Raw genomic sequence first — 25,969 nt, 5'->3', positions numbered from 1 at the left:
AGATTTTCCAGACCGTATGAACACGGCTGAATTGAGAATAATTTATTATGTTAATCAAATTGTTAACCAAGGTTTTTGGCAGCAGTAATGATCGTACTCTGCGCCGTATGCGCAAAATTGTTGATGTCATCAACAAGATGGAACCCGATTTCGTCAAACTCTCTGATGATGAACTGAAAGCTAAAACTGACCTGTTCCGTGAGCGTCTGAAAAAAGGCGAAAGCCTCGAAAGCCTGATTCCCGAGGCCTTTGCTACGGTTCGTGAAGCGAGTAAACGTGTGTTTGGCATGCGTCACTTTGACGTGCAGCTGATTGGCGGCATGGTATTGAACGAACGCTGCATCGCTGAGATGCGTACGGGTGAAGGTAAAACCCTGACGGCAACGTTACCGGCTTACCTGAACGCATTGAGCGGCAAAGGCGTTCACGTTGTCACCGTGAACGACTACCTGGCCCAGCGTGATGCGGAAAACAACCGTGCGCTGTTCGAGTTCCTTGGCCTGTCTATCGGTATCAACTTGCCGAACATGCCATCTGTCGCCAAACGTGCTGCATACGCTGCTGATATCACCTACGGGACTAACAACGAATACGGCTTCGACTACCTGCGTGACAACATGGCATTCAGTCCTGAAGAACGCGTACAGCGTAAGCTGCACTATGCGTTGGTGGATGAGGTGGACTCCATCCTGATCGATGAAGCGCGTACGCCGTTAATCATCTCCGGTCCTGCCGAAGACAGCTCCGAGCTGTACACCAAAGTGAATAAAATCATTCCTCACCTGGTGCGCCAGGAGAAGGAAGACTCAGAAACCTTCCAGGGTGAAGGTGACTTCTGGGTGGATGAAAAGGCTCGTCAGGCTCACATGAGCGAACGCGGTCTGGTTAAAGTCGAAGAGCTGCTGGTGAGCCAGGGCATTATGGAAGAAGGTGAGTCACTTTACTCGCCAACCAACATCATGCTGATGCACCACGTAACGGCAGCGTTGCGTGCGCATGCGCTGTTTACTCGCGATGTCGATTACATCGTGAAAGATGGCGAAGTTATCATCGTTGATGAGCACACCGGTCGTACCATGCAGGGCCGTCGTTGGTCTGATGGTCTTCACCAGGCGGTTGAAGCCAAAGAAGGCGTGGAAATTCAGAACGAAAACCAGACGCTGGCATCCATCACCTTCCAGAATTACTTCCGTATTTACGAGAAGCTGGCCGGTATGACCGGTACTGCCGATACTGAAGCGTTCGAATTTAGCTCAATCTACAAACTCGATACCATCGTGGTGCCAACCAACCGTCCGATGGTACGTAAAGATATGGCCGATCTGGTCTACATGACCGAAAAAGAGAAGATTGACGCCATCATCGAAGATATTCGTGTCTGTACCGCGAAAGGTCAGCCGGTGCTGGTGGGTACCATTTCGATTGAAAAATCCGAAGTGGTTTCTCATGAACTGACGCGTGCGGGCATTAAGCACAGCGTACTGAACGCCAAATTCCACGCCAGTGAGGCAGATATCGTTGCTCAGGCGGGACAGCCAGCAGCCGTGACCATCGCCACCAACATGGCGGGTCGTGGTACCGACATCGTCTTGGGTGGTAGCTGGCAGGCCGAAGTGGCTGCGCTGGAAGAGCCAACAGAAGAGCAGATTCAGGCGATTAGAGAGGCGTGGAAGTTGCGTCATGATGCGGTGCTGGCGTCAGGTGGTCTGCACATTATCGGTACAGAGCGTCACGAATCTCGTCGTATCGATAACCAGCTGCGTGGCCGTGCGGGTCGTCAGGGTGATGCCGGTTCATCTCGCTTCTATCTGTCGATGGAAGATGCGCTGATGCGTATCTTCGCGTCCGATCGTGTATCGAATATGATGCGTAAACTGGGCATGAAACCAGGCGAAGCGATTGAGCATCCGTGGGTCACCAAAGCCATTGCGAACGCACAACGTAAAGTGGAAAGCCGTAACTTCGACATCCGTAAGCAGCTGCTGGAATACGATGATGTAGCCAACGATCAGCGCCGTGCCATCTACAGCCAGCGTAATGAACTGCTGGACGTGTCTGATGTTTCTGAAACCATCAACAGCATCCGCGAAGACGTATATAAAGCGACCATTGATACTTACATTCCACCTCAGTCACTGGAAGAAATGTGGGATGTACCGGCGCTGGAAGAACGTCTGCGTAATGATTTCGATCTGGATCTGCCGATCGCTGAGTGGCTGGACAAAGAGCCGGATCTGCATGAAGAAACGCTGCGTGAGCGCATCATGAGCCGCGCGCATGAAAACTATGCGTCGAAAGAAGAAGTGGTCGGTGCTGACATGATGCGCAACTTCGAAAAAGGCGTGATGCTGCAGACTCTGGATTCACTGTGGAAAGAGCACCTGGCAGCCATGGATTATCTGCGTCAGGGTATCCATCTGCGTGGTTATGCGCAGAAAGATCCAAAGCAGGAATACAAGCGCGAGTCCTTCTCGATGTTTGCTGCCATGCTGGAGTCACTGAAATATGAAGTGATCAGCACCCTGAGCAAAGTACAAGTGCGCATGCCGGAAGAAGTCGAAGCGATGGAGCAGCAACGCCGTGAAGAGGCTGAGCGTCTGGCACAGCAGCAACAGCTGAGCCACGTGGATGATGAAACCGCTGCGGCTGCCGCACTGGCAGCCCAAGGCGGGGAACGCAAAGTTGGGCGCAATGATCTCTGCCCATGCGGTTCTGGAAAAAAATACAAACAGTGTCACGGCCGTCTGGCCTGATAAACAAAGGAGCCTTCGGGCTCCTTTTTCATGCGTGGACGACACGTGATTAACATTACTGGGCGTCTGCTTTAAAATCAGCGCTCACTTATTAAAAGCGGAATCCAGCTTATGAAACACCTGCAGGTTGCGGTGGGCATCATTCGCAATGCCAGTCGTCAGATCTTTCTTGCCCAGCGTGCGGCAAGCTCCTACATGGCGAATAAATGGGAGTTCCCGGGCGGGAAAATCGAACAGGATGAAACCGCGGAGCAAGCGTTAAAGCGTGAATTGATGGAAGAAACGGGCATTGAAGTTACTGTGGCTAAAGCAATTGGCTTGGCAGACCACAGTTATGACGATCTACGCGTTACGCTGCACTTCTTCCTGGTCGAGGGCTGGAACGGCGAACCCTATGGCCGCGAAGGGCAGCCACAGCGTTGGGTGGAACAACATGAATTGGTCGCGGAGGAGTTCCCACCTGCAAACCATCAATTGATTGCGCAACTTGTGGCTGGCGAGATTTAAGCGAAGGGGCGTTTGCCCCTTACAGATTAATGCTGCTCTTCACTCCAGTCATCGCTGTCGGTCAGATCGCTGTCACTGGGAATACGCTTCTCTTCTGCAGCCCATTCACCCAAATCAATTAGCTGACAACGCTTGCTGCAAAACGGGCGCCATGGGCTTAATTCATCCCACATCACATCTTTACCGCAGTTAGGGCAAGGTACGGTAATCATCTCTTCTTGCATAACATCCTCTAGCAACAGGCTAATTCAAAATTCAGTCGAGCGGGTACTTCGCCTCGTTCGCTGTCGAGCGGTAAAAAACGGATGGCGTAACGGCTTTTATGACCAGAGATTTGCGGATAAAGCGCATCTTCCAGCGTAAGCTGCAGACGCAATAAATCTGCACCTTCGGCATTGTCCTGATAAAAACCATTAAGGCTGGTTTGGTGGCGGAATACGCCAGACTGGCGAACCAAGTCGAGAATCATGTTCAGGCTATTACGTAAAGGATCGAGGGACGTCAGCCAGCTGTTGACCTGCATATCCCGCAGCGATTGTTCCTGATGAAGCCAGATGTGCAGGCTGGGCAAATCAAAACTGCAGCAGCCGCCAGGAATGCTCAAACGCTGACGCACCAAAGCGATCAGGCGATCTTCGCGCAGTTGCTGGCCCATGCGCGGGGCCGCGTTCAACTCACTGGATTGTTGTTTTAATCGATCGCGCAAACTGCTGACGGTCTGCTCGTCCACACCTGGCACATCCAGCCAGGCCCGCAATTTTTGTTGTTGGCGCTCCAACTCTTTTAACAGCTCAGTGCGCATATCGCCGCGTTCAAAAATGTCGAGTAAATCGCCAATGATACGAAACACGCCTAACGCCGATACGGAACCGCTGACAGGGACCGTGTCATGCAGTTGGTTCAGCAAAAACTCCACGCGCAGCCAGGTGCGCATTTTCTCATTCAGCGGATGTTCAAATAGAACGACTGTACTCATTATGTTAATCCCGTCCGGTTGCTGCCAGACGCAAATAGCGCTGGTGAAGTTCAGCAACGTGCGGCAGCGCCTGCTCTGGCGTGCCGCTGTTATCAATGATGTCATCCGCACAGGCTAAGCGCTGTTCGCGACTGGCCTGCGCGGCAAGAATTTGTTTGGCCTGACTGAGCGTAATGCCATCACGCAACTGTGTACGCTGCAACTGCGTGGCTTCGTCCACATCGACGACCAAAACACGATCGGCCTGATGTTGTAAGCCGTTTTCCACTAACAGTGGGACGACCCACAGTACATAGGGAGAATTGGCCAGTAATTTTAACTGCTGTGTACGCGCATTGATGAGTGGATGAAGCAACTGATTTAACCAGTTTTTCTCCTTTGGCTGCTGAAAGATAATCTCCCGCAGCCGAGCGCGATACAGCGATCCTTCCGCCGTCAGAATTGATTCGCCATGGCGTTTAACTATCGCCGTCAGGGCCGGTGAGCCGGGCTCAACCACTTGTCGTGCAATCACATCGGCGTCAATAATATCAACGTTCAGCGCCGCGAAAGCATTAGCAATGGTGCTTTTACCACTGCCAATACCACCGGTGAGCGCCACGGTAAAAGGCATAGCGTTCTCTCAACATTTGCATCATAGGACGGCTGTCAGCCACAGAAAGATGAGAGCATGATCACAATCAATTTTCTCAGCTAAATTTAAGGGATTGTAGCCTAAATAAAGTGAAATTCGCAGTCTTGTCGCGGAACGAATGGCGCGTATGATAACGACACTGGAGCCGTGAGCGCTACCCGAACTGCGGTTCGTCGTCACTAACCAGGACACTCTGCTATGCGTATTGAAGAAGATATAAAGCTGGGCTTTAAAGATGTGTTAATCCGCCCTAAGCGCTCCACCTTGAAAAGTCGTTCTGAAGTTGAACTGGAACGGACTTACACCTTTAAGCATTCAGGCCTGAGCTGGACCGGTACACCGATCATTGCCGCAAATATGGACACGGTGGGGACTTTCACCATGGCCGAAGCACTGGCAGGTTTTAATGTGCTGACCGCAGTGCACAAACATTACAGCGTTGAAGAGTGGCAGGCATTTATTCAGCGCGTTTCTCCTGCAGTGCTCCGTCATGTCATGGTCTCTTCTGGTACTTCAGAAGCGGATTTCAGCAAACTGACGGCCATTCTGGCGTTAACGCCTCAGCTCAATTTCATCTGCATCGATGTGGCTAACGGCTACTCAGAACACTTTGTCGAATTTTTGCAGCGTGTACGAGCAGCCTTTCCAGATAAAACCATTTGCGCGGGTAACGTCGTGACCGGTGAAATGGTGGAGGAATTGATACTTTCGGGAGCTGATATCGTTAAGGTCGGGATTGGCCCTGGTTCAGTCTGCACCACGCGTGTAAAAACGGGCGTGGGCTACCCACAATTGTCCGCTGTGATTGAGTGTGCGGATGCCGCACATGGTCTGGGCGGTCAAATTGTCAGCGATGGTGGCTGCTCGGTGCCCGGCGATATCGCTAAAGCCTTTGGCGGCGGAGCGGATTTTGTCATGCTCGGCGGTATGCTGGCGGCACATGATGAGTGTGAAGGTACGCTAGTAGAGGAGCAGGGTGAGCAGTTTATGCTGTTCTATGGTATGAGTTCCGAATCAGCGATGAAGCGTCACGTGGGGGGTGTCGCACAATACCGTGCTGCAGAAGGCAAAACCGTGCGCTTGCCGCTGCGTGGCCCGGTTGCAGAGACGGTTAAAGACATTCTGGGTGGATTACGTTCAGCCTGCACGTACGTAGGGGCCGAACGTTTAAAAGAGCTGACGAAGCGCACCACCTTTATCCGTGTAGCGGAGCAGGAAAATCGCGTATTTACGCGCTGATGCTGAGCACAGGTGCGCGCCCTGCGCACCTGTTAACGAATGGCGTCTCCTAAACCAAATACTGGCAGGTACATCGCAATCACCAGTGTCCCAACAATCCCCCCAATCACCACCATCATTAGCGGCTCAAGAGACGCGGCTAAAGCATCCGCACGTGACAGTGTTTGTGCTTCGTGCCATTCGGCCAAGCGGGCCAGCATCACATCCAGTGCGCCAGCCTCTTCACCCACCCGGATCAACTGAGCACAAAGTGGGGTAAAGAGTTCATGCTGCTGCAAAGCCTGATAAAGAGGGGCACCTGCAGCGATATGCGTTTGCAGTGCCACAATCGCCTCTCGCCATAGCCGCGAAGTCATCGTGACTTCAACCGCCTTCAGGCTGTGCAATAGGGTTAAACCGGCACATTGTGTCAGGTGCATGATGGCGTAGATCTGGCTCAACTGCCCCCCACGCCATAAGGGAGAGAGCAGCGGCAGGTGAAGCAGCACCCGTTGCACTCGTTGCTGCCAGCACACAGAACCGCGATAGAGTTTTAACCCTGTCACTATGACGATCGCACATAGCAGCGAGAGCGAAAGTACATGCTGTTGCAGCCAGGTGGACAAGGCAATCACCACCGCAGTAAAAGCGGGAAGTGGAGCATTAAAACTGGCATAGACTGAGACAAACTCCGGTAACACAAACAGCAGCATGCCTGCGCTGACAGCCAGCGCAACGCACAGAATGAACAGTGGGTAGCGCAGTGCTTTAATCACTTTCTGTCGAAGATGTAGTTGCTTGCTTTGTTGTAATGCCAACTGTCGGCAGCATTCATCGAGCTGACCCGTCAACTCGCCCACTTCCATGAGCGCTGGATAGAGCGGTGGGAAGATCTGCGGCCATGCGCGCAGTGCATGCGAAAATGTTTCTCCCGCCATGACCCGCTGTTGTAGCTCATTCAGCAATACGCGCCATCCTGAGTGAGAATGCCCCTCGGCCAACATCGTCAGGCTTTCTGACAGTGGCAGACCCGCCTTGAGCAGTGTGGCCAGTTGTCGAACGAGGTCGATTTTCTGCTGCCATTTCCAGTCGCGCGATCTCCAGCATCTGCCCCGCTGCCAACTTACAGGCAGTATGCCGCGTTCAGACAGTTGATTAAGGAGCGCATCCTGGCTGACCACCAGCGTGGCGCCTTCTAACAACATGCCCATGCTGTCGAGTGCATGCCAGCGGAAAGTGTAAAGGTTAGCCATTGCCTAGTCCCACGACGCGCTGCATCTCCTCAAACGAGGTGTCTCCCCGACTGACCGCATCCAGCCCGGCAGTGAGCAGGGTTCTCATGCCCAGTTCATTTGCCAGAGAGATGACATGCTCAAGGGGCATGTCAGCGGAAATCGCGTTCTGCATTTTGTTGCTCATCGGTAACATTTCAAACAATGCAAGGCGACCATAGTAGCCAGAGAAACAGTGATCGCACCCCGGAGCCCGCCAGGTCTGCAGCGTGCCCGGCCACATCTCATGAGGGAGGTGAGCAATGGCCTGCGCGGGTTGGCGGCAATGCACACAGAGACGGCGTACTAATCGCTGCGCCACGACCAGCTGTAACGCAGGGCCAAGCAGATAGCCGGGAATATCCATCTGCCGCAAGCGTGTCAGCGTTTCTGCGGTGGAATTGGTATGCAAAGTCGAGAGCACCAAATGCCCAGTCTGTGCGGCTTTCACCGCAATGCTGGCCGTTTCGGCATCGCGGATTTCACCGACCATGATCACATCAGGATCCTGACGCAGCAGGGCGCGTAGCACCCGGTTAAAGTCGAGTCCAGATCGCGGCTGAATTTGGGTTTGATTGATGCCTTCCAAAGGGATTTCCACCGGATCTTCGACACTGCATACATTCTTATCCGGCACGTTTAGTGCGCTCAATCCACTGTATAAGGTAAAGGTTTTGCCGCTGCCGGTAGGGCCGGTCACCAGGATGAGCCCTTGCGGCTTGGCCAGGGCACTCTTCAGCAAGCGCAATTGTGCGAGCGGCATGCCCAGTTTATCCAGCGTGATGGCACTGTTTTCGCTCTGTAATAGTCTCACGACCGCTTTCTCACCATGACTGATGGGCAGTGTAGAGAGGCGGAAGGCGGTTAATCGTTCATCAATTTCCAGCGTGAATTGACCATCCTGTGGCAAGCGGCGTTCGGCGATATCCAGGCCACCAAGAATTTTAAGTCGAGCCAGTACTGCTGCAGGGGCCGCATCGGGTAAGTTCGGCAGTTTGTGCAGCACACCATCAATCCGTAGGCGAACTCTCAACCCTTTTCGCTGCGGTTCAAAATGGACATCAGAAGCACGCCGCTGAATGGCCTGACGCAGAATCTGCTCTACGGCATTAATTGCGGATTCTGTGGAGGCGGGTTCTCGTAAGGTTGTGCTGGCATCTGGCGCATGCAGCAGTTGTTCCAGTCGCGCTGCGGGCCAGCACTCCACTTCAACCTTGCACTGGCTGGCGAATTGCAGTGCTTCCAGTAACTGTGGGTCGGGCGTTTCCACCACTGCCACACGCAGTAGTGTGGCATCATGTTGCAGCATCACAGCCTGGTGGCGCGCGCACAGGGCTTGCAGGGCAGAATTTGACTGTTCCATCACTTGCTATCCTTGTCGTCAAAGCGGAATTGCTCAAGACAGCTGCTGCGCAGGCCGGCATTGCTGCTGGTGCAACTGCGTTGCCAGCTAATCGTCCCTTCAGTGGCATTCCAGCTCGGTGTCATCACGACGTTTAATCCGGTGAGACTCTCCTGGCCAGACATTGAGATGGCACCGTTGACCACACTCAGGGTTGCAACGTAGCGCGAACCTTTGGTGGCCGGAATGCCACCGGATCCCGCCTGGCATTGTGCTGGGTCGCCACGCTCGATGGCGCAAAGCTCTACTGCCGTTTTATAGGGCACCATGGTTTGTAGCATGTCGGTGAGTGCAGCGCGTTGCAGGTAGTTTTGATAGCTTGGCAGGCCGATAGCGCTAAGAATGGCCACGATACCAATCACTATCATCAATTCGATCAGGGTAAAACCCCGTTGTTTTTCCATCATCTCACTCCTTGTTGTGGAGCGGCAAAGGTAGAAAATGGCGAGCGAAAGCGGAAGAGAGGAGATTAGGGGATGGAAAGCACCCCACAGACAATCGGCATGATTGCAGAGGTTTTAGTGCTTACTGGAAGCGGGTGCACAAACAGCCGCGCAAAGGGGCGCGGCAGCAAGGAAATCAGTGCTCGCGGAAGCGCATGGAGAGATCGAGCGCGCGGATGTGTTTCGTCAATGCACCGACAGAAACGAAATCAACACCGGTTTTGGCAATCTGCGGCAGTGTGGCTTCCGTGACATTACCTGAGACTTCGAGCAGTGCGCGTTTGTGGGTGAGAGTCACGGCCTGATGCATCATCTCGAAACTGAAGTTATCCAGCATAATGATGTCTGCGCCAGCATCAATCGCATCCTGAAGTTCTTGTAGGTTCTCAACTTCAACTTCAACCGGCACATCCGGATCCAGCCACAGTGCTTTTTCCACCGCTTTGCGCACTGAGCCGCTGGCGATGATGTGGTTTTCTTTGATCAGAAATGCGTCGGAGAGACCGAGACGGTGGTTATTGCCGCCCCCGCAGAGTACGGCATATTTCAGCGCGGTACGCAGACCCGGTAAGGTTTTACGCGTATCCAGTAATTGGGTTTCACTACCGTCCAATAGCGCGACATAGCGGTTAACTTCCGTGGCGACGCCCGACAACGTCTGCACAAAGTTCAGCGCAGTGCGTTCTGCCGTTAACAGAAGACGGGCAGGGCCTTTCAACTCAAATAACAGTTGGTCGGCAACCACCGTTTGGCCATCTTCAACGTGCCAGATGATCGTCACTTTATTGCCTAGCTGGATAAACACTTCCTGCACCCAGCGTTTACCACAGAAAACACCAGGTTCTCGGGTGATGATTTGCGCTTCGGCTTGCGCTTCTTCGGGCAATAGCAAGGCGGTGATGTCGCGGTCGGCATCCACTTCACCACCCAAGTCTTCCTGAAGCGCGCGGGAAACGGCTTCAGGGATATCTTGCTCAATGCGTGTAATCAGTGCCTGACGACGATGATCGGGATCGTAACGACGTGATGCCATGGTTATACCACTCCATTAGTCGGAATTTCGTGCGCTCACCTTAGCGTGATTCAGGGTTGAACGCTAGCCAAGGTAATCATATTGTTTAGTATCCTTAACAGGCGTCGGTATCCGCATTAAGTCGCAAGCGTACATCGGTAAACATGTTATTCTCAGCCAAGTTTGGCTTAGGATTGAAAGCATGAAACTGGAAGATGGCTGGATCACCAGCGCGCGCAAGGTGCCGTCGCCGCACTTTAATCAGCGGCCGGATAATGAAATTCCGTCGTTGCTGATCATCCATAACATCAGCTTACCGCCGGGCGAGTTTGGTGGTCCGTGGATTGATCAACTGTTTACCGGCACCCTACCGGCAGATGCTCATCCTTATTTCGCTGATATCGCCCATTTGCGTGTCGCGGCACACTGCTTGATTCGCCGTGACGGCGAACTGGTGCAGTATGTTTCTTTTGACCAGCGCGCATGGCATGCGGGTGTATCAGCGTTTGCTGGACGTGAAAACTGCAATGATTTCTCAATGGGCATTGAGCTGGAGGGGACCGATACCCAGCCCTATACCGATGCGCAATATGAAACCTTGCGGCAGGTCAGCGCTTTGCTGCTTCAGCATTACCCGCTGGTGCTGGAGCGCATCACCGGGCACAGTGATATCGCACCGCAGCGCAAAACCGATCCCGGTCCGGCTTTTGACTGGCTGCGCTATAAAGACTCTATCAGGCAGGAGAATCCCTGACATCGCAGGAGCAGGTATGACGTTGTTTAGCTTGTTATTAGTTTTAGGTTGGGAGCGCCTCTTTAAACTGGGTGAGCACTGGCAACTGGATCATCGCTTAGAGCCGCTGTTCCGTGGGCGCCAGCGTTTTTCACTGCTGCGTACCGTTTTGATGACGGCCGTTGCCATGCTGATTGTCTGGATGCTGGTATGGAGTCTGAAAGGCATTCTGTTTGGTGTGGCACAACTGGCTTTCTGGATTGTCGTAGGTCTGCTTTGCATCGGCGCAGGCTCCGTACGCTTGCATTACCACCGTTATTTGAAAGCGGCGAGCCATGATGATGAAGCGGCGCATCAGGCGATGTCAGCCGAACTGACGCTGATTCACGGCGTACCAGTGGAGTGCAGCGAGCGTGAATTTTTGCGCGAGCTACAGAATGCGCTGATATGGATTAACTTCCGCTTCTATCTCGCGCCACTGTTTTGGTTTGTGGTGGGGGGGCCTTACGGGCCAGTGCTGCTGGTCGGGTATGCGTTTTTGCGCGGCTGGCAGAGTTGGCTGGCAAAGCATCATTCACCCTTAGAACGTGCGCAATCGGGCGTCGATCGCATATTGCACGTGCTTGACTGGCTCCCCGTCCGCTTGGCAGGGGTAGCCTATGCGCTACTCGGACATGGTGAGCGCGCGTTACCTGCGTGGTTTGCCTCGCTAAGCGATCGCCACCGCTCGCAGTATCAAGTGCTGACCAGCCTGGCGCAGTTTTCGTTAGCGCGCGATCCGCACATGGACAAAGTGGAAACGCCACGTGTTGCTGTGGCGTTGGCCAAACGTATCTCTCTGGTGCTGGTGGTGGTGGTCGCACTGCTGACCATTTACGGTACGCTGGTGTGATCGGCGGGTGGCACGCCAAAATCCGGTGTGCCATCCTTGCGCCATTTAAAGTACTTCAAACGTGTATGGCGGTTCGGGTCCCATAATGGATCCCCCTCGATCTCGGTGTAATTACGCGCGTGATAGACCAGCACATCTTGTCCCTGTTCATCGACAGTAAAACTGTTGTGTCCCGGTCCATACTGCTGATTTTCCCAACTGGTGGTGAACACTGGGCGCGCTGATTTCTGCCAGGCGCTGCTGTCGAGAGGATCGGCCAGCGCATCAATACTGAGAATGCCAAGGCAGTAGTTTTCATCAGTGGCGCTGGCTGAATAGGTGACAAACAGCCGGTTGCCATGGCGAATGGCTGCTGGGCCCTCATTCACGCTAAACCCTGCACATTCCCACTCATACTCGGGGCGGCTCAGCATCACAGGGGCACTTTTTAGCGTCCAGGGATTGAGTAACTCGGCGAGGTAGAGATTGGAATTGCCGGGAATCGTGGGGTCTTTCTGCGCCCATAAATACCAGTTTTTGCCCTGATGCACGAAATGTGTCGCATCCAGTGAGAATGAATCAATGTGGGTAAACACCCGGCGCGCAGGCTGCCAGTGGCCCGAAAGCGGATCGCTATCATCACACACCAATGCGTACATGCGGTGCTGGAATAATCCCTCTTTGATCTCGCGCGTCGGCGCAGCGGCGAAATAGATCACCCATTGCCCATTGATATGATGGAGTTCCGGCGCCCAAATCAGTGCGCTGAACGGCCCGGTATCCGGCTTATGCCACACCGTCACGGCTTGCGCCTCTATCAAACCGCTCAGCGTTTCAGCGTGGCGAATCTCCAGTCGGTCATATTGTGGTACCGAGGCGACGAAGTAGTAGCCCTGGTGATGGCGCAGAATAAAGGGATCGGCGCGTTGGGTAATAAAGGGGTTAGGCCAGCTCATTTGATCTCTCCCGGTTGTGAGGTTGCAGAGGGTGTGACAGGGGACACTTCGCGAAGGTTGGCACGGCGTAGCGCAAGATCATCCTGGATAGTGCGCATTAATTTGCGATCGACTTTCAGTAAGCGCACCACACCTGCCGTAATCAGATAGCCCACACCCGGAATGACGGTGAACAGCAACATAATGCCGTTGATGGCAGTAGGCGCCTGCTGCTTCGCACCCGCGTCATAACCATAAATAGAAAGCAGGAAGCCCACCATCGCGCCCGCCACCGCCAGCCCCACTTTCAGGAAGAACAGGTTGCCCGAGAAACTCATGCCCGTAATACGTTTGCCGGTTTTCCATTCGCCATAGTCATCGACATCCGCCATCAGCGACCAGTGCAGCGGTGAAGGAATTTGATGCAGGATATTCAGCAGGAAATAGGCAATAACTACCGCCACGGTGGCGTGAGGATCAATCCAATAGAACCCACAGGAGAAAAGCGCTAAGGCGATATTGGTCCAGAAAAAGACTTTAAGCTTACACCAGCGATCGGTGAGGATTTTTGCTAGCGTACTGCCGAACATCATGCCAATCACCCCCAGGCTGATAAACAGCGTGGCAAAGTGTGTGGATTGTCCCATCACCCAAGTGACGTAGTACATGGTGGCCGCCATGCGGATAAAACCAGGGCAAACATTGCAAAAGGTCAGCAGCAGAATGCGTACCCATTGATCGTTCTTCCAGACATCGCGCAGGTCATTTTTCAGATCGTCATTGCTGGGTGCCGCGGGACGGATACGCTCACGTACGGTGGCGAAACAGAACAGGAACATTGCCAGGCCAATCAGCGCCAGTACGCTCATCGCCATCTGATAGCCCCGTGCTTTGTTGTCGCCGCCGAACCATTCGGCCATCGGCAGCAGGGATAACGACAGGATCAGCGTGGCGACACCCACCATCACAAAACGATACGACTGGCAGGAAACGCGTTCACCGGGGTCGTTGGTAATGACGCCGCCGAGTGAGCAGTAGGGGATGTTAATCGCGGTGTAAGTGAGTGACATCAGGAAGTAGGTGACAAACGCCCAGATGACTTTGTTTTCGTAGCTCCAATCGGGGGTGGTGAACATCAAGACGCTAAACAGCACATAGGGCACTGAAACCCACAGCAGCCACGGACGAAAACGCCCCCAGCGGCTCTGAGTACGATCGGCAATCGCGCCCATAATCGGATCGGTCACCGCATCCAATACGCGTACGGAAAGCAGCAGAGTGCCGACCAGCGCGGGAGCAAGGCCAAACACATCGGTGTAGAAATAGTTAAGGAAAAGCATGATGGCGCCGCCAATCATGTTGCATCCGGCATCGCCCATGCCGTATCCAAGTTTCTCTCTAAATGAGAGCGCTGCTCCTTTCATTGTTCGTCTCCAGCGACAAGGTGAGACGAAATTATCAGCGTTAAATCAGTAACCTGCTGGGGAGTAATTGGTCACGTAGATGGACAAAACAGGTGGGCGGTGAAAAGTGTGAGGCAGATCAGAAGTGTTGCCCGGCGACGGCGCACCGGGCAGGTCATACATTAGGATTTTTGTACTTTATTTTTGATGGTGTAACCCACAGCCAGGATAATGATCCAGACAGGAATCAGCCACACAGAAATGGCCATACCCGGCGTGATAGCCATAATCACCAGCACGGCCGCCATGAAGGCCAGGCAGAGCCAGTTACCAAACGGATAGAGCACCGCTTTAAAGCGCGTGGTCACACCCTGTTGGTCTTTCTTCTTACGGAATTTCATGTGTGCGAGGCTGATCATCGCCCAGTTGATGACCAGCGCAGAAACCACCAGTGACATCAGCAGGCCAAAGGCTTCGCCTGGCATCAGGTAGTTGATCAGGACGCACAGCGCAGTGGCGACCGCAGACACCAGAATGGTGGCGACCGGCACGCCGCGCTTATCTACGCTAAGCAGCGCTTTTGGCGCATTGCCCTGTTGCGCTAAGCCGAACAGCATACGACTGTTGCAATACACGCAGCTGTTGTAGACCGACAACGCCGCCGTCAGGATCACCACGTTCAGGGCATTCGCCACCAGTGCATCACCCAGTTCGTGGAAGATCAGCACGAACGGGCTGGTCTCTTCGGTCACACGGGTCCACGGCATTAACGACAGCAGCACCGCCAGCGAACCAATGTAGAAAATCAGGATACGCCACAGCACTTGGTTAGTGGCTTTCGAGATGCTCTCTTGCGGATTATCCGCTTCTGCAGCGGTGATACCTACCAGCTCAAGGCCGCCAAAGGAGAACATAATGATCGCCATCATCATCACCAGCCCGGTCATGCCATGCGGCAGGAAACCGCCCTGGCTCCACAGGTTTGTGACGCTGGCTTGTGGACCGGCGTTACCGCTGAACAGCAACCAGCCACCAAACAGAATCATACCGATAACGGCAACGACTTTGATGATCGCGAACCAAAATTCCATCTCACCAAACACTTTTACGTTGGTGAGGTTTATGGCGTTAATGACCACGAAGAAGATGGCAGCACTGGCCCAGGTAGGGAATTCGGGATACCAGAATTGGATGTATTTACCGACGGCACTCAGTTCGGCCATCGCGACCAAAACATACAGCACCCAGTAGTTCCAGCCTGAGGCGAAACCGGCGAAGTTACCCCAGTATTTATAAGCGAAGTGGCTGAAGCTGCCGGCAACCGGCTCTTCTACTACCATTTCGCCCAACTGACGCATAATCAGAAAGGCAATAAAACCGGCAATCGCGTAGCCGAGAATCACGGCCGGCCCGGCCGATTTAATCACTGATGCACTGCCCAGAAACAGACCGGTACCCACGGCACCGCCCAGCGCAATCAGCTGAATATGGCGATTTTTCAAGCCGCGGTGCAGCGACTCGCCATGCTGTTGTTCCATACAAACCTCGTGATGTTGTTATTGTGCGCCTGCAGTGCGCGCACTGTAAGGCTGTTTTACGTAATGTATTCTTTTCTTTACGGTATCTGGCGTGCTGTGTGCATGCTGAAACTACCATGGCGTCCAGAATAGTGATAAGCGCGCCGCTTTGCACCTGCTTTTGCTTTTTGTGCTGAGAGATGGCTGAAAAAGCAGCAGTATCCTCTGCGAATCACTCGCGCTATTTCTGACATGAATGAACAATAAACACGAATAGCTTTGCCTTATGGTTAAGCGGACCCTGTACGGCTAACTCAGTGTAAGGTTTGGTAAAAGTGAAATCTGTTAACAATTCACTTTGACGGCAAATTTATGCCTTTATCCCGGCGAGTTAGCCCGGCGTAACAGCGCTATACCCCTGAAGTGTGATAGCGGCCATATAGACACAAGGTGAATACTTTGTTACTTTACGGGCACCATTTTTCAATTGGTATTACCAATTTACTCCGGACGTTTGGCTCATAAGAAGGGAAGATGGCTTACAGTAAAATTCGCCAACCAAAGCTCTCCGATGCGATCGAGCAACAGCTGGAGTCCCTCATTATGGAAGGGACGCTTCAGCCCGGTGAAAAGCTGCTCCCTGAACGTGAACTGGCGAAACAGTTCGATGTCTCACGTCCATCCCTGCGCGAAGCCATTCAGAGCCTGGAAGCCAAAGGCCTACTGCTGCGCCGTCAGGGCGGTGGTACCTTCGTGCAAACCAATCTCTGGCAAAGCATGAGCGACCCACTGGTTAGCCTGCTGGCTGAACATCCTGAATCTCAGTTTGATCTGCTGGAAACCCGTCACGCCCTTGAAGGGGTGGCCGCTTATTATGCTGCTCTGCGGGGTACCGATGAAGATCTGCAGCGTATTCGCGATTGCCATGTTCATATTCAGCAGGCACAGGACAGTGGCGATCTGGATGCCGAGGCTGATGCAGTGATGAAGTATCAGATCGCTGTCACAGAAGCCGCCCATAATGTGGTGTTGTTGCATTTACTGCGCTCCATGGGCCCTATGCTGGAACAAAACGTCCGCCAGAATTTTGAATTGCTTTACGCTCGCCGGGAAATGCTGGCGAAAGTGAGCGGTCACCGCGCCAGTATTTTTGAGGCGATTGTGGCTCGTGAGCCAGAACAAGCACGCGAGGCATCCCATCGTCATCTGGCGTTCATTGAGGAAATCTTGCTGGATAGAAGTCGGGAGCAGAGTCGTCGTGAACGCTCCCTGCGTCGTTTACAGCAACGTAAGGAATAACGCACGGCAACGAACGTGCGGAAAACAAACGACGGACCTGTCTTCTTGTGCTGTGAACCAGAAGCAAAGCACAAGCAGACAGGCTCCTGATAATTCAACGTATTAGACACAGATAAGGAACACACCCCATGTCAGAACGTTTACAGAATGACGTGGATCCGATCGAAACTCGTGACTGGCTACAGGCGATCGAATCGGTCATCCGTGAAGAAGGTGTTGAGCGTGCGCAGTATCTGCTTGATCAGGTATTGAACACTGCACGCAAAGGTGGCGTGAAGATTGCGGGCGGCGCGTCTGCTATCAGCAACTACATTAACTCTATTGCTGTTGAAGATGAACCGGACTACCCGGGCAACACCTCTCTTGAACGTCGTATCCGTTCCGCAATTCGTTGGAACGCCATCATGTCGGTGCTGCGTGCGTCGAAGAAAGATCTGGAGTTGGGCGGTCACCTCTCATCCTTCCAGTCTTCTGCCACCATTTATGAAGTGTGCTTTAACCACTTCTTCCGTGCGCGCAGTGATAAAGACGGCGGCGATCTGGTTTACTTCCAGGGCCATATTTCTCCAGGCATCTACTCACGTGCTTTCCTTGAAGGCCGTCTGACCGAAGAGCAGATGAACAACTTCCGTCAGGAAGTGCACGGCAACGGGCTGTCATCCTACCCGCACCCGAAACTGATGCCTGATTTCTGGCAGTTCCCAACCGTTTCTATGGGCCTGGGTCCATTGAACGCGATCTACCAGGCGAAGTTCCTGAAATACCTGGAACACCGTGGCCTGAAAGACACCTCAAACCAGACCGTTTATGCCTTCCTCGGTGATGGCGAGATGGATGAGCCAGAATCTAAAGGTGCGATCACCATCGCCACCCGTGAGAAGCTGGACAACCTGGTGTTCATCATTAACTGTAACCTGCAGCGCCTTGATGGCCCGGTTACCGGTAATGGCAAAATCATTAACGAGCTGGAAGGCATCTTTGCCGGTGCTGGCTGGAACGTGATCAAAGTGATCTGGGGCGCACGTTGGGATGAACTGCTGAAGCAGGACACCAGCGGCAAGCTGATCCAGCTGATGAACGAAACCGTTGATGGCGACTACCAGACCTTTAAATCTCGTGATGGCGCGTACGTGCGTGAGCACTTCTTCGGCAAATACCCGGAGACCGCAGCACTGGTGAAAGACTGGTCAGACGAAGAGATCTTCGCGCTGAACCGTGGTGGTCACGATCCGAAGAAAATCTACGCGGCACTGAAAAAAGCGCAGGACACCAAAGGTCAGCCGACCCTGATCCTGGCTCATACCATTAAAGGTTATGGTATGGGTGATACCGCTGAAGGCAAAAACATCGCGCACCAGGTGAAGAAGATGAACATGGATGGCGTTCGCTACATCCGCGATCGCTTCAATGTGCCAGTCGCCGATGAAAATATCGAAAGCCTGCCGTACGTAACCTTCGAGAAAGGTTCTGACGAGTATAACTACCTGCACGGTCAGCGTGAGAAGCTGGGTGGCTATCTGCCAACCCGTCAGGCAGAATTCAGCGAGAAGCTGGAAATGCCAACGCTGGAAGAGTTCAAGCCGTTGCTGGAAGAGCAGAACAAAGAAATCTCGACCACCATCGCCTTCGTGCGTGCGTTGAACGTGATGCTGAAGAACAAGTCGATCAAAGATCGTCTGGTGCCAATCCTTGCGGATGAAGCGCGTACCTTCGGTATGGAAGGTCTGTTCCGTCAGATCGGTATTTACAGCCCGAACGGCCAGCAATATACCCCGCAGGACCGTGAGCAGGTTGCTTACTATAAAGAAGACGAGAAAGGCCAGATTCTGCAGGAAGGGATCAACGAGCTGGGCGCAGGTTCATCCTGGCTGGCGGCGGCGACCTCTTACAGCACCAACAACCTGCCGATGATTCCGTTCTACATCTATTACTCAATGTTTGGCTTCCAGCGTATCGGTGATCTGATGTGGCTGGCGGGCGACCAACAGGCGCGCGGCTTCCTGGTCGGCGGCACCTCAGGTCGTACAACTCTGAACGGCGAAGGCCTGCAGCACGAAGATGGTCACAGCCACATTCAGTCGCTGACTATCCCGAACTGTATCTCTTACGATCCGTCTTACGCGTACGAAGTGGCGGTCATCATGCAAGATGGCCTGGTACGTATGTACGGCGAAGCGCAGGAAAACATCTACTACTACATCACCACGCTGAACGAAAACTACCACATGCCTGCGATGCCGCAGGGTGCGGAAGAGGGTATCCGTAAGGGTATCTACAAGCTGGAAACCGTAGAAGGTAGCAAAGGTAAAGTTCAGCTGCTGGGTTCAGGTTCTATCCTGCGCCACGTGCGCGAAGCCGCGCAGATCCTGGCTAACGATTACGGCATCGGCTCTGACGTTTACAGCGTCACCTCGTTCACTGAACTGGCGCGTGATGGTCAGGATTGTGAGCGCTGGAACATGCTGCACCCAACCGAAGCGCCACGTGTACCTTACATCGCTCAGGTGATGAACGAAGCGCCAGCGGTGGCTTCAACCGACTACATGAAGCTGTTTGCAGAACAGGTTCGTAGCTACGTACCTTCAAGCGATTATCGCGTACTGGGTACTGATGGCTTCGGTCGTTCTGACAGCCGTGAAAACCTGCGTCACCACTTCGAAGTGGATGCATCGTATGTGGTGGTTGCTGCACTGGGTGAGCTGGCTAAACGCGGCGAAATCGATAAGAAAGTGGTGGCGGATGCGATCACCAAATTCAATATCGATGCCGATAAAGTTAACCCGCGTCTGGCTTAAGAGGTAAGAGAGTAATGGCTATCGAAATTAACGTACCGGATATCGGGTCAGACGAAGTTGAAGTCACCGAAATCCTGGTGAAGGTGGGCGACAAAGTTGAAGCTGAACAGTCGCTGATCACCGTGGAAGGCGATAAAGCCTCAATGGAAGTGCCTTCGCCACAGGCTGGCGTGGTCAAAGAGATCAAAATCGCGACCGGTGACAAAGTGAATACCGGTTCACTGATCATGATCTTTGAAGCCGAAGGCGCGGCTGCTGCACCAGCGGCAGAAGAGAAAAAAGCGGAAGCGGCACCTGCTCCGGCGGCTGCGGCTGTCAGCAAAGAAGTAAATGTACCGGACATCGGCGGTGATGAAGTTGAAGTTACCGAGATTCTGGTCAAAGTTGGCGACAAAGTTGAAGCTGAACAATCTCTGATCACCGTTGAAGGCGATAAGGCTTCAATGGAAGTGCCAGCTCCGTTCGCGGGCGTGGTGAAAGAGATCAAAATCGCGACCGGCGATAAAGTGAATACTGGCTCGCTGATCATGATCTTCGAAGCAGAAGGTGCTGCACCGGCTGCGGCCCCAGCAGCGAAGCAGGAAGCGGCTCCGGCTGCAGCCCCTGCTGCTGCAGGTGGCGCGAAAGACGTCAACGTGCCTGACATCGGCGGCGATGAAGTTGAAGTCACTGAAGTGCTGGTGAAAGTGGGTGACAAAGTCACCGCTGAGCAGTCACTGATCGTGGTTGAAGGCGATAAAGCTTCAATGGAAGTGCCTGCGCCATTTGCAGGTATCGTCAAAGAGTTGAAAGTCTCTACCGGCGATAAAGTCAGCACCGGTTCACTGATCATGGTGTTCGAAGTAGAAGGCGCTGCGCCTGCTGCTGCGGCACCTGCGGCGAAACAGGAAGCGGCTCCGGCTCCAGCGGCAGCGAAACCTGCTGCAGCGCCAGCAGCAAAAACTGACGCGAAAGGTGAGTTTGCTGAAAACGACGCTTACGTCCACGCTACCCCGGTGATCCGTCGCCTGGCGCGCGAGTTCGGTGTCAATCTGGCGAAAGTCAAAGGCACCGGCCGTAAAGGTCGCATCCTGAAAGAAGACGTGCAGTCTTACGTGAAAGAGGCGGTGAAACGTGCTGAAGCGGCTCCGGCTGCCGCGGCAAGTGGTGGAAGCCTGCCGGGTCTGCTGCCTTGGCCGAAAGTGGACTTCAGCAAGTTCGGTGAAGTGGAAGAAGTGGAACTGGGCCGTATCCAGAAAATCTCGGGTGCGAACCTGAGCCGTAACTGGGTGGTTATCCCGCACGTTACGCACTTCGACAAGACTGATATCACCGATCTGGAAGCGTTCCGTAAACAGCAGAACGCCGAAGCGGAAAAACGTAAGCTGGATGTGAAGTTCACCCCTGTGGTGTTCATCATGAAAGCCGTTGCCGCTGCGCTGGAGCAGATGCCGCGTTTCAACAGTTCACTGTCTGAAGATGCACAACGTCTGACGCTGAAGAAATACATCAACATCGGTGTGGCGGTTGATACGCCAAACGGTCTGGTGGTTCCAGTGTTCAAGGATGTGAACAAGAAAGGCATTACTGAACTGTCGCGTGAGCTGATGGCGATTTCTAAGAAAGCGCGTGATGGCAAACTGACCGCTGGCGATATGCAGGGCGGTTGCTTCACCATCTCTAGCCTTGGCGGCTTGGGTACCACGCACTTTGCGCCAATTGTTAACGCGCCAGAAGTGGCTATCCTCGGTGTCTCCAAGTCAGCGATGGAGCCGGTGTGGAACGGTAAAGAGTTTGAGCCGCGTCTGATGATGCCAATCTCTCTCTCCTTCGACCACCGCGTGATCGACGGTGCTGATGGTGCGCGCTTTATCACCATCATCAACAACACACTGTCCGACATTCGCCGTCTGGTGATGTGAAGTTAATCAAGGCCGGCAAATGCCGGCCTTGTTGTAAGCATTCAATGTTGCCGCGGTTGGCAGTTTATTAACAATTCTGTAAACTCTTGCGGTGAAATGTCCCGGTGGATAAAGGGCATGCGGAGCCTGGGACGGGCTCGCTTTTGACCGCCGGCAATCTAATAAGAGGTCATGATGAGTACAGAGATTAAAACTCAAGTCGTGGTACTTGGGGCAGGTCCTGCAGGTTACTCTGCAGCCTTCCGTTGCGCTGATTTAGGTCTGGAAACCGTAATCGTTGAGCGTTACAGCACCCTCGGTGGTGTTTGTCTGAACGTGGGCTGTATCCCGTCAAAAGCGCTGCTTCATGTTGCAAAAGTGATCGAAGAAGCGAAAGCACTGGAAGAGCACGGTATCGTGTTCGGCCAGCCGCAAACTGACATCAACAAGATTCGTACCTGGAAAGAGAAGGTCATCACTCAACTGACTGGCGGTCTGGCTGGTATGGCAAAAGGCCGTAAAGTGAAAGTGGTAACCGGTCTGGGTAAATTCACCGGTGCTAACACCCTGGTGGTGGAAGGTGAGGGTGGCGCAACCACCATCAACTTCGATAACGCGATCATCGCTGCGGGCTCACGCCCAATCGAACTGCCATTCATTCCACACAACGATCCACGCGTGTGGGATTCAACAGATGCGCTGGAACTGAAAGAAGTGCCTAAGCGTCTGCTGGTTATGGGCGGCGGCATCATCGGTCTGGAAATGGCCACCGTGTATAACGCGCTGGGTTCAGAGATCGATGTGGTTGAGATGTTCGACCAGGTTATCCCTGCTGCCGATAAAGACGTGGTGAAGGTCTTCACCAAACGTATCAGCAAGAAATTCAACCTGATGCTGGAAACCAAAGTGACCGCTGTTGAAGCGAAAGACGATGGTATCTACGTATCAATGGAAGGTAAAAAAGCTCCGGCTGAAGCGCAGCGTTATGACGCAGTGCTGGTGGCGATTGGCCGTGTGCCAAACGGTAAAGGCCTGGATGCGGGTAAAGCGGGCGTGGAAGTGGACGACCGTGGTTTCATCCGCGTCGACAAGCAGCTGCGTACCAACGTGCCACACATCTTTGCTATCGGCGACATCGTCGGTCAGCCAATGCTGGCGCACAAAGGCGTGCACGAAGGCCATGTAGCGGCAGAAGTGATTTCTGGTCTGAAACACTACTTCGACCCGAAAGTAATTCCTTCTATTGCCTATACCGAGCCAGAAGTTGCCTGGGTAGGTCTGACCGAGAAAGAAGCGAAAGAGAAAGGCATCAGCTACGAAGTCTCCACCTTCCCGTGGGCTGCTTCTGGCCGTGCAATCGCTTCTGATTGTGCAGACGGTATGACCAAACTGATCTTCGACAAAGAGACTCACCGTGTGATCGGTGGTGCGATTGTCGGCACCAACGGCGGCGAGCTGCTGGGTGAAATCGGTCTGGCGATCGAAATGGGCTGTGATGCAGAAGACATCGCACTGACCATTCACGCGCACCCAACCTTGCATGAGTCAGTTGGTCTGGCGGCAGAAGTGTTTGAAGGTAGTATCACTGACCTGCCAAACGCGAAAGCGAAAAAGAAATAATTTTTCGTGCTAAATAAAGAAACGGCTCCTTAATGGAGCCGTTTTTTATTACGAGTTCTATTTAACTGAATCGATAAATAAGGCGCTGGAGCTAACACATAAGCCCTGCCGGAAATAGCAGGGGTGAACCCCTGCTATTGAAGTGTTACTGCCTGACTTCGTAAGCCATTACCGCAGATAATTCAGCAGTGAATACCTTGAATCGTAATTCACAGAGTGTATTTCGATTCACCAGGCACAATACGAATAGCATGAGCCCGCCGATAATCAGCTTGCTGAATGATAACTTCATAATCACTTACTCCTTGCATTAGCACGAGCAAGCAACTACCCTAACATTGCTTAGGTGTTTCGGGTAGTTGCCTGCTCGTGCGGTTGATGAAAATTGACCGCATGAGTTTCTCCTTCCACAACCCACCTCAATTGATAATGCTTGAGGCAGATTGCCTCAAGCGCCCGCAGGCAGTCTACGCGTTTTATTTCTTATTTCACGTCTAATTTAGCTTTAATTTTAATTAAATTTCCCAGTTTTATCGTTGGTCTTTAATTAAAGATGTTAAGTGTTCATGTCATTAATTATTGATATCTTTAATCCAATCAATAAAATGCCTCAACGGTGCGGAAAGATATTTTCTGCTGGGATAATAGAGCCAGAATCCTTCTTCAACCTGAGTATGTTCAGCAAGTATTTCAACTAATTCTCCTGTCGCTAATGCATTGCTGACTGCATCCTGATGCAAAAAGGCAATACCTAATCCGGCGCGAGCTGCTTGCAGAATGCGCTCATTATTGTCCAGCACCAGCGAGCCTTTTACCGCCACTTCCTGCTTGCGCCCGTCTTGCCAAAATTCCCAACGATAGCGACGTCCGCTGGGGAAGCGTCTTTCAATGCAGGGAAACTGCAATAGCTCAGCCGGGAACTGCGGAACGCCGTGCTGAGCAAGGAAAGCCGGGCTGGCCACCGCCAGTGCACGCATCGGCCGACCAAAAGGCACCGCAATCATATCCTGCGCCAGTACATCACCATAGCGCACGCCCGCATCAAAGCCGCTCTCTACGATATCCACCAGCGCGTCATTGCTGTCGATTTCCAGCGTAATCTCCGGGTAGCGTTGCACGAACGGTAAAATGACGGATTGGAAAAACAGCGCCTCCGCCGAACGCGGCATGCTGATGCGCAGCACGCCACGAGGATCGCGACGCCAGTCATTCAGTTCATCCACCGCCTGTGAAAGATCGGCCAGCGCAGGCTGGATACGCAGCAAGAATCGCTCGCCGGCTTCGGTCAGCGCCACTCTCCGCGTGGTGCGGTGCAGCAGACGCACTCCCAGCCGCTCCTCAAAATTGCGCATAGCATGGCTCAGGCTGGAGGGTGTGACATTTCGCTCCTCGGCGGCTTTGCGAAAACTCAGATGCTGCGCGATAGCGGCAAACATCTCCAGTTCCTGCATTGATGCACGGTAGTTGTTCATTGCTGAATTCCATTCACTAAATCAACTAGAATCGCGCAATTGTTGCTGCGATTGCTGAGGTTTATAACATTAAAACCGTAAGCGAAGAGGATAAATCAATGCAACAGCGTCAATTAGGCAGTCAGGGATTACAGGTTTCAGCGTTAGGATTGGGCTGCATGGGCATGAACTTTGCCTATGGTCAGAATGATGAAAAGCAAGCGTTGAATACGCTGGCGCGTGCATTTGAACTCGGCGTCAATTTCCTCGATACCGCAGAAGTTTATGGCCCTTTCACCAATGAGACGTTACTGGCGAAAGCGATCAAAGGCCGTAGCGATATTAAAGTCGCGACCAAGTTTGGTTTCCGCATTACCGAGCATGGGGAGGGCTGGGAGCGCATTACCGGTGCCAATAGCGAACCGGCTCATATCCGCCGCGCCGTGGAAGGCTCACTTCAGCGCCTGGGGGTGGAAACCATTGAATTGCTGTATCAGCATCGTCTTGATCCGGCTGTGCCGATTGAGGATGTCGTGGGCGTGATGGCCGATCTGGTGCGTGAAGGGAAGGTGAAGTATCTCGGTTTATCCGAAGTCTCATCCGCCACTTTACGCCGCGCGCAGGCGGTGCATCCGATTTCGGCCCTGCAGAGCGAATACTCACTGTGGACGCGCGATCCGGAGCAAGAAATTCTCGCCACCTGCCGTGAGCTGAATATCGGATTTGTGCCTTACAGTCCGTTAGGCCGAGGCTTCCTCACCGGTAAATTCCCTGCGGCCGCCACGCTGGCAGAAGATGATTTTCGCCGCTATCTGCCGCGTTTCCAGCAGGACGCACAGGCGCATAACCAGAAGTTAGTGAATCAGCTTTCAGAGATGGCTGCAGGTTATGATGCGACAGCAGCACAACTGGCGCTGGCGTGGGTGCTGGCCAAAGGTGAGGATATTGTGCCGATCCCCGGTGCCAGCAAAATCGCTAATCTGGAACAAAACTGTGCTGCGGCTGCCCTTACACTTCATTCAGCCGATATTAAAGCCTTGGATAAGCTGTTCAGTTCAGAAAACATTCAGGGTGAACGCTACAACGAAAGTGAATTCACCTTGGTCGATCGCTAATTTTTAGCCCTTCAATCACAAAAATGCAGGCTCAGGTGGCCTGCTTTTTTATGTGACCCCGCTCAAAATCCAGATAAATCTGCTAAATAACGCGCGGATGTTGCTTTTTTGTAAACAGATTAACAATCAGCCGA

22 protein-coding genes are annotated in these 25,969 nt (G+C 53.1%); 10 read left to right on the top strand and 12 right to left on the bottom strand.

Features of this window, described 5'->3' with window-relative positions; genetic code table 11:
- The first annotated feature begins 47 nt into the window (after positions 1–47).
- A complete protein-coding gene (gene secA / locus F3J38_RS13105) occupies positions 48–2,753 on the top strand; it encodes a preprotein translocase subunit SecA (protein WP_167139035.1) in 2,706 nt (901 codons plus the stop codon).
- A 111-nt stretch (positions 2,754–2,864) separates the two neighbouring features.
- Positions 2,865–3,260, top strand: a complete 396-nt coding sequence (gene mutT / locus F3J38_RS13100) for an 8-oxo-dGTP diphosphatase MutT (RefSeq protein WP_167139033.1) — start codon at positions 2,865–2,867, stop codon at positions 3,258–3,260.
- A gap of 26 nt (positions 3,261–3,286) precedes the next feature.
- Here mutT and yacG read toward each other — a convergent pair whose 3' ends face one another.
- The 3 genes from yacG to coaE are packed head-to-tail and all read right to left on the bottom strand — an operon-like array spanning position 3,287 to position 4,849.
- Positions 3,287–3,484 carry a DNA gyrase inhibitor YacG gene (gene yacG, locus F3J38_RS13095; protein WP_034829659.1) on the bottom strand — a complete coding sequence of 66 codons (198 nt, stop codon included), beginning with the start codon at positions 3,482–3,484 and terminating at the stop codon, positions 3,287–3,289.
- A gap of 8 nt (positions 3,485–3,492) precedes the next feature.
- The gene (zapD, locus tag F3J38_RS13090; protein WP_167139031.1) at positions 3,493–4,236 is read right to left on the bottom strand and encodes a cell division protein ZapD; all 744 of its coding nucleotides are present in this window, start codon (positions 4,234–4,236) and stop codon (positions 3,493–3,495) included.
- A gap of 4 nt (positions 4,237–4,240) precedes the next feature.
- Entirely contained in the window at positions 4,241–4,849 is a 609-nt protein-coding gene (gene coaE / locus F3J38_RS13085; protein ID WP_167139029.1) for a dephospho-CoA kinase, read from the bottom strand.
- Positions 4,850–5,068: 219 nt separating this feature from the next.
- Between coaE and F3J38_RS13080 the strand changes: the two genes are divergently transcribed.
- Entirely contained in the window at positions 5,069–6,109 is a 1,041-nt protein-coding gene (locus F3J38_RS13080; RefSeq protein WP_167139027.1) for a GMP reductase, read from the top strand.
- Positions 6,110–6,141: 32 nt separating this feature from the next.
- Here the strand turns inward: F3J38_RS13080 and hofC are convergent, their stop codons facing one another.
- The 4 genes from hofC to nadC all read right to left on the bottom strand — a co-directional run bounded on the left by hofC (position 6,142) and on the right by nadC (position 10,237).
- The gene (gene hofC, locus F3J38_RS13075) at positions 6,142–7,341 is read right to left on the bottom strand and encodes a protein transport protein HofC (protein ID WP_167139025.1); all 1,200 of its coding nucleotides are present in this window, start codon (positions 7,339–7,341) and stop codon (positions 6,142–6,144) included.
- Entirely contained in the window at positions 7,334–8,722 is a 1,389-nt protein-coding gene (gspE, locus tag F3J38_RS13070) for a type II secretion system protein GspE (RefSeq protein WP_167139023.1), read from the bottom strand. Before gspE ends, hofC begins: the two co-directional genes overlap by 8 nt.
- Complete coding sequence (ppdD, locus tag F3J38_RS13065; protein ID WP_167139905.1) at positions 8,722–9,165, bottom strand: prepilin peptidase-dependent pilin; 444 nt, start codon at positions 9,163–9,165, stop codon at positions 8,722–8,724. Before ppdD ends, gspE begins: the two co-directional genes overlap by 1 nt.
- Before the next feature lie 175 nt (positions 9,166–9,340).
- Entirely contained in the window at positions 9,341–10,237 is an 897-nt protein-coding gene (gene nadC, locus F3J38_RS13060; protein WP_167139021.1) for a carboxylating nicotinate-nucleotide diphosphorylase, read from the bottom strand.
- Between the two features lie 181 nt (positions 10,238–10,418).
- Between nadC and ampD the strand changes: the two genes are divergently transcribed.
- Together ampD and ampE are read left to right on the top strand one after the other, a co-directional pair.
- Complete coding sequence (gene ampD, locus F3J38_RS13055; protein WP_167139019.1) at positions 10,419–10,970, top strand: 1,6-anhydro-N-acetylmuramyl-L-alanine amidase AmpD; 552 nt, start codon at positions 10,419–10,421, stop codon at positions 10,968–10,970.
- Between the two features lie 16 nt (positions 10,971–10,986).
- Positions 10,987–11,841, top strand: a complete 855-nt coding sequence (ampE, locus tag F3J38_RS13050; protein WP_167139017.1) for a beta-lactamase regulator AmpE — start codon at positions 10,987–10,989, stop codon at positions 11,839–11,841.
- Here ampE and F3J38_RS13045 read toward each other — a convergent pair.
- The 3 genes from F3J38_RS13045 to aroP form a co-directional block, all read right to left on the bottom strand.
- Positions 11,823–12,776: a glycoside hydrolase family 43 protein gene (locus F3J38_RS13045; RefSeq protein ID WP_167139015.1), complete on the bottom strand. Its 954-nt coding sequence runs from the start codon at positions 12,774–12,776 to the stop codon at positions 11,823–11,825. The two genes, ampE and F3J38_RS13045, sit on opposite strands and share 19 nt — an antisense overlap.
- Positions 12,773–14,179: a glycoside-pentoside-hexuronide (GPH):cation symporter gene (locus tag F3J38_RS13040; protein ID WP_167139013.1), complete on the bottom strand. Its 1,407-nt coding sequence runs from the start codon at positions 14,177–14,179 to the stop codon at positions 12,773–12,775. The genes F3J38_RS13045 and F3J38_RS13040 overlap by 4 nt, the downstream gene beginning before the upstream one ends.
- Positions 14,180–14,340: 161 nt before the next feature.
- Positions 14,341–15,696: an aromatic amino acid transporter AroP gene (aroP, locus tag F3J38_RS13035; protein WP_167139012.1), complete on the bottom strand. Its 1,356-nt coding sequence runs from the start codon at positions 15,694–15,696 to the stop codon at positions 14,341–14,343.
- Positions 15,697–16,209: 513 nt separating this feature from the next.
- Here aroP and pdhR point away from each other — a divergent pair.
- From pdhR to lpdA, 4 genes are all read left to right on the top strand, one after another.
- On the top strand, positions 16,210–16,974 hold the full coding sequence (gene pdhR, locus F3J38_RS13030) for a pyruvate dehydrogenase complex transcriptional repressor PdhR (RefSeq protein ID WP_034829622.1): 765 nt from the start codon (positions 16,210–16,212) through the stop codon (positions 16,972–16,974).
- Positions 16,975–17,102: 128 nt separating this feature from the next.
- The gene (aceE, locus tag F3J38_RS13025) at positions 17,103–19,769 is read left to right on the top strand and encodes a pyruvate dehydrogenase (acetyl-transferring), homodimeric type (protein ID WP_167139010.1); all 2,667 of its coding nucleotides are present in this window, start codon (positions 17,103–17,105) and stop codon (positions 19,767–19,769) included.
- A gap of 14 nt (positions 19,770–19,783) precedes the next feature.
- Positions 19,784–21,670, top strand: a complete 1,887-nt coding sequence (aceF, locus tag F3J38_RS13020) for a pyruvate dehydrogenase complex dihydrolipoyllysine-residue acetyltransferase (protein WP_167139008.1) — start codon at positions 19,784–19,786, stop codon at positions 21,668–21,670.
- Between the two features lie 174 nt (positions 21,671–21,844).
- Positions 21,845–23,269: a dihydrolipoyl dehydrogenase gene (lpdA, locus tag F3J38_RS13015; protein ID WP_034829692.1), complete on the top strand. Its 1,425-nt coding sequence runs from the start codon at positions 21,845–21,847 to the stop codon at positions 23,267–23,269.
- A gap of 145 nt (positions 23,270–23,414) precedes the next feature.
- Here lpdA and F3J38_RS28370 read toward each other — a convergent pair whose 3' ends face one another.
- The gene (locus F3J38_RS28370) at positions 23,415–23,561 is read right to left on the bottom strand and encodes a Hok/Gef family protein (RefSeq protein WP_166934069.1); all 147 of its coding nucleotides are present in this window, start codon (positions 23,559–23,561) and stop codon (positions 23,415–23,417) included.
- Between the two features lie 280 nt (positions 23,562–23,841).
- On the bottom strand, positions 23,842–24,741 hold the full coding sequence (locus F3J38_RS13005; protein WP_167139006.1) for a LysR family transcriptional regulator: 900 nt from the start codon (positions 24,739–24,741) through the stop codon (positions 23,842–23,844).
- A gap of 98 nt (positions 24,742–24,839) precedes the next feature.
- Between F3J38_RS13005 and F3J38_RS13000 the strand changes: the two genes are divergently transcribed.
- The gene (locus F3J38_RS13000) at positions 24,840–25,835 is read left to right on the top strand and encodes an aldo/keto reductase (RefSeq protein WP_167139004.1); all 996 of its coding nucleotides are present in this window, start codon (positions 24,840–24,842) and stop codon (positions 25,833–25,835) included.
- Positions 25,836–25,969: the final 134 nt, after the last annotated feature.

This window comes from Candidatus Pantoea formicae (assembly GCF_011752625.1).
GTDB classification, from domain to species: domain Bacteria; phylum Pseudomonadota; class Gammaproteobacteria; order Enterobacterales; family Enterobacteriaceae; genus Pantoea; species Pantoea formicae.
The sequence above is the reverse complement of the archived record's forward strand: the minus strand, read 5'-3'. Positions and strand labels throughout refer to the sequence as shown.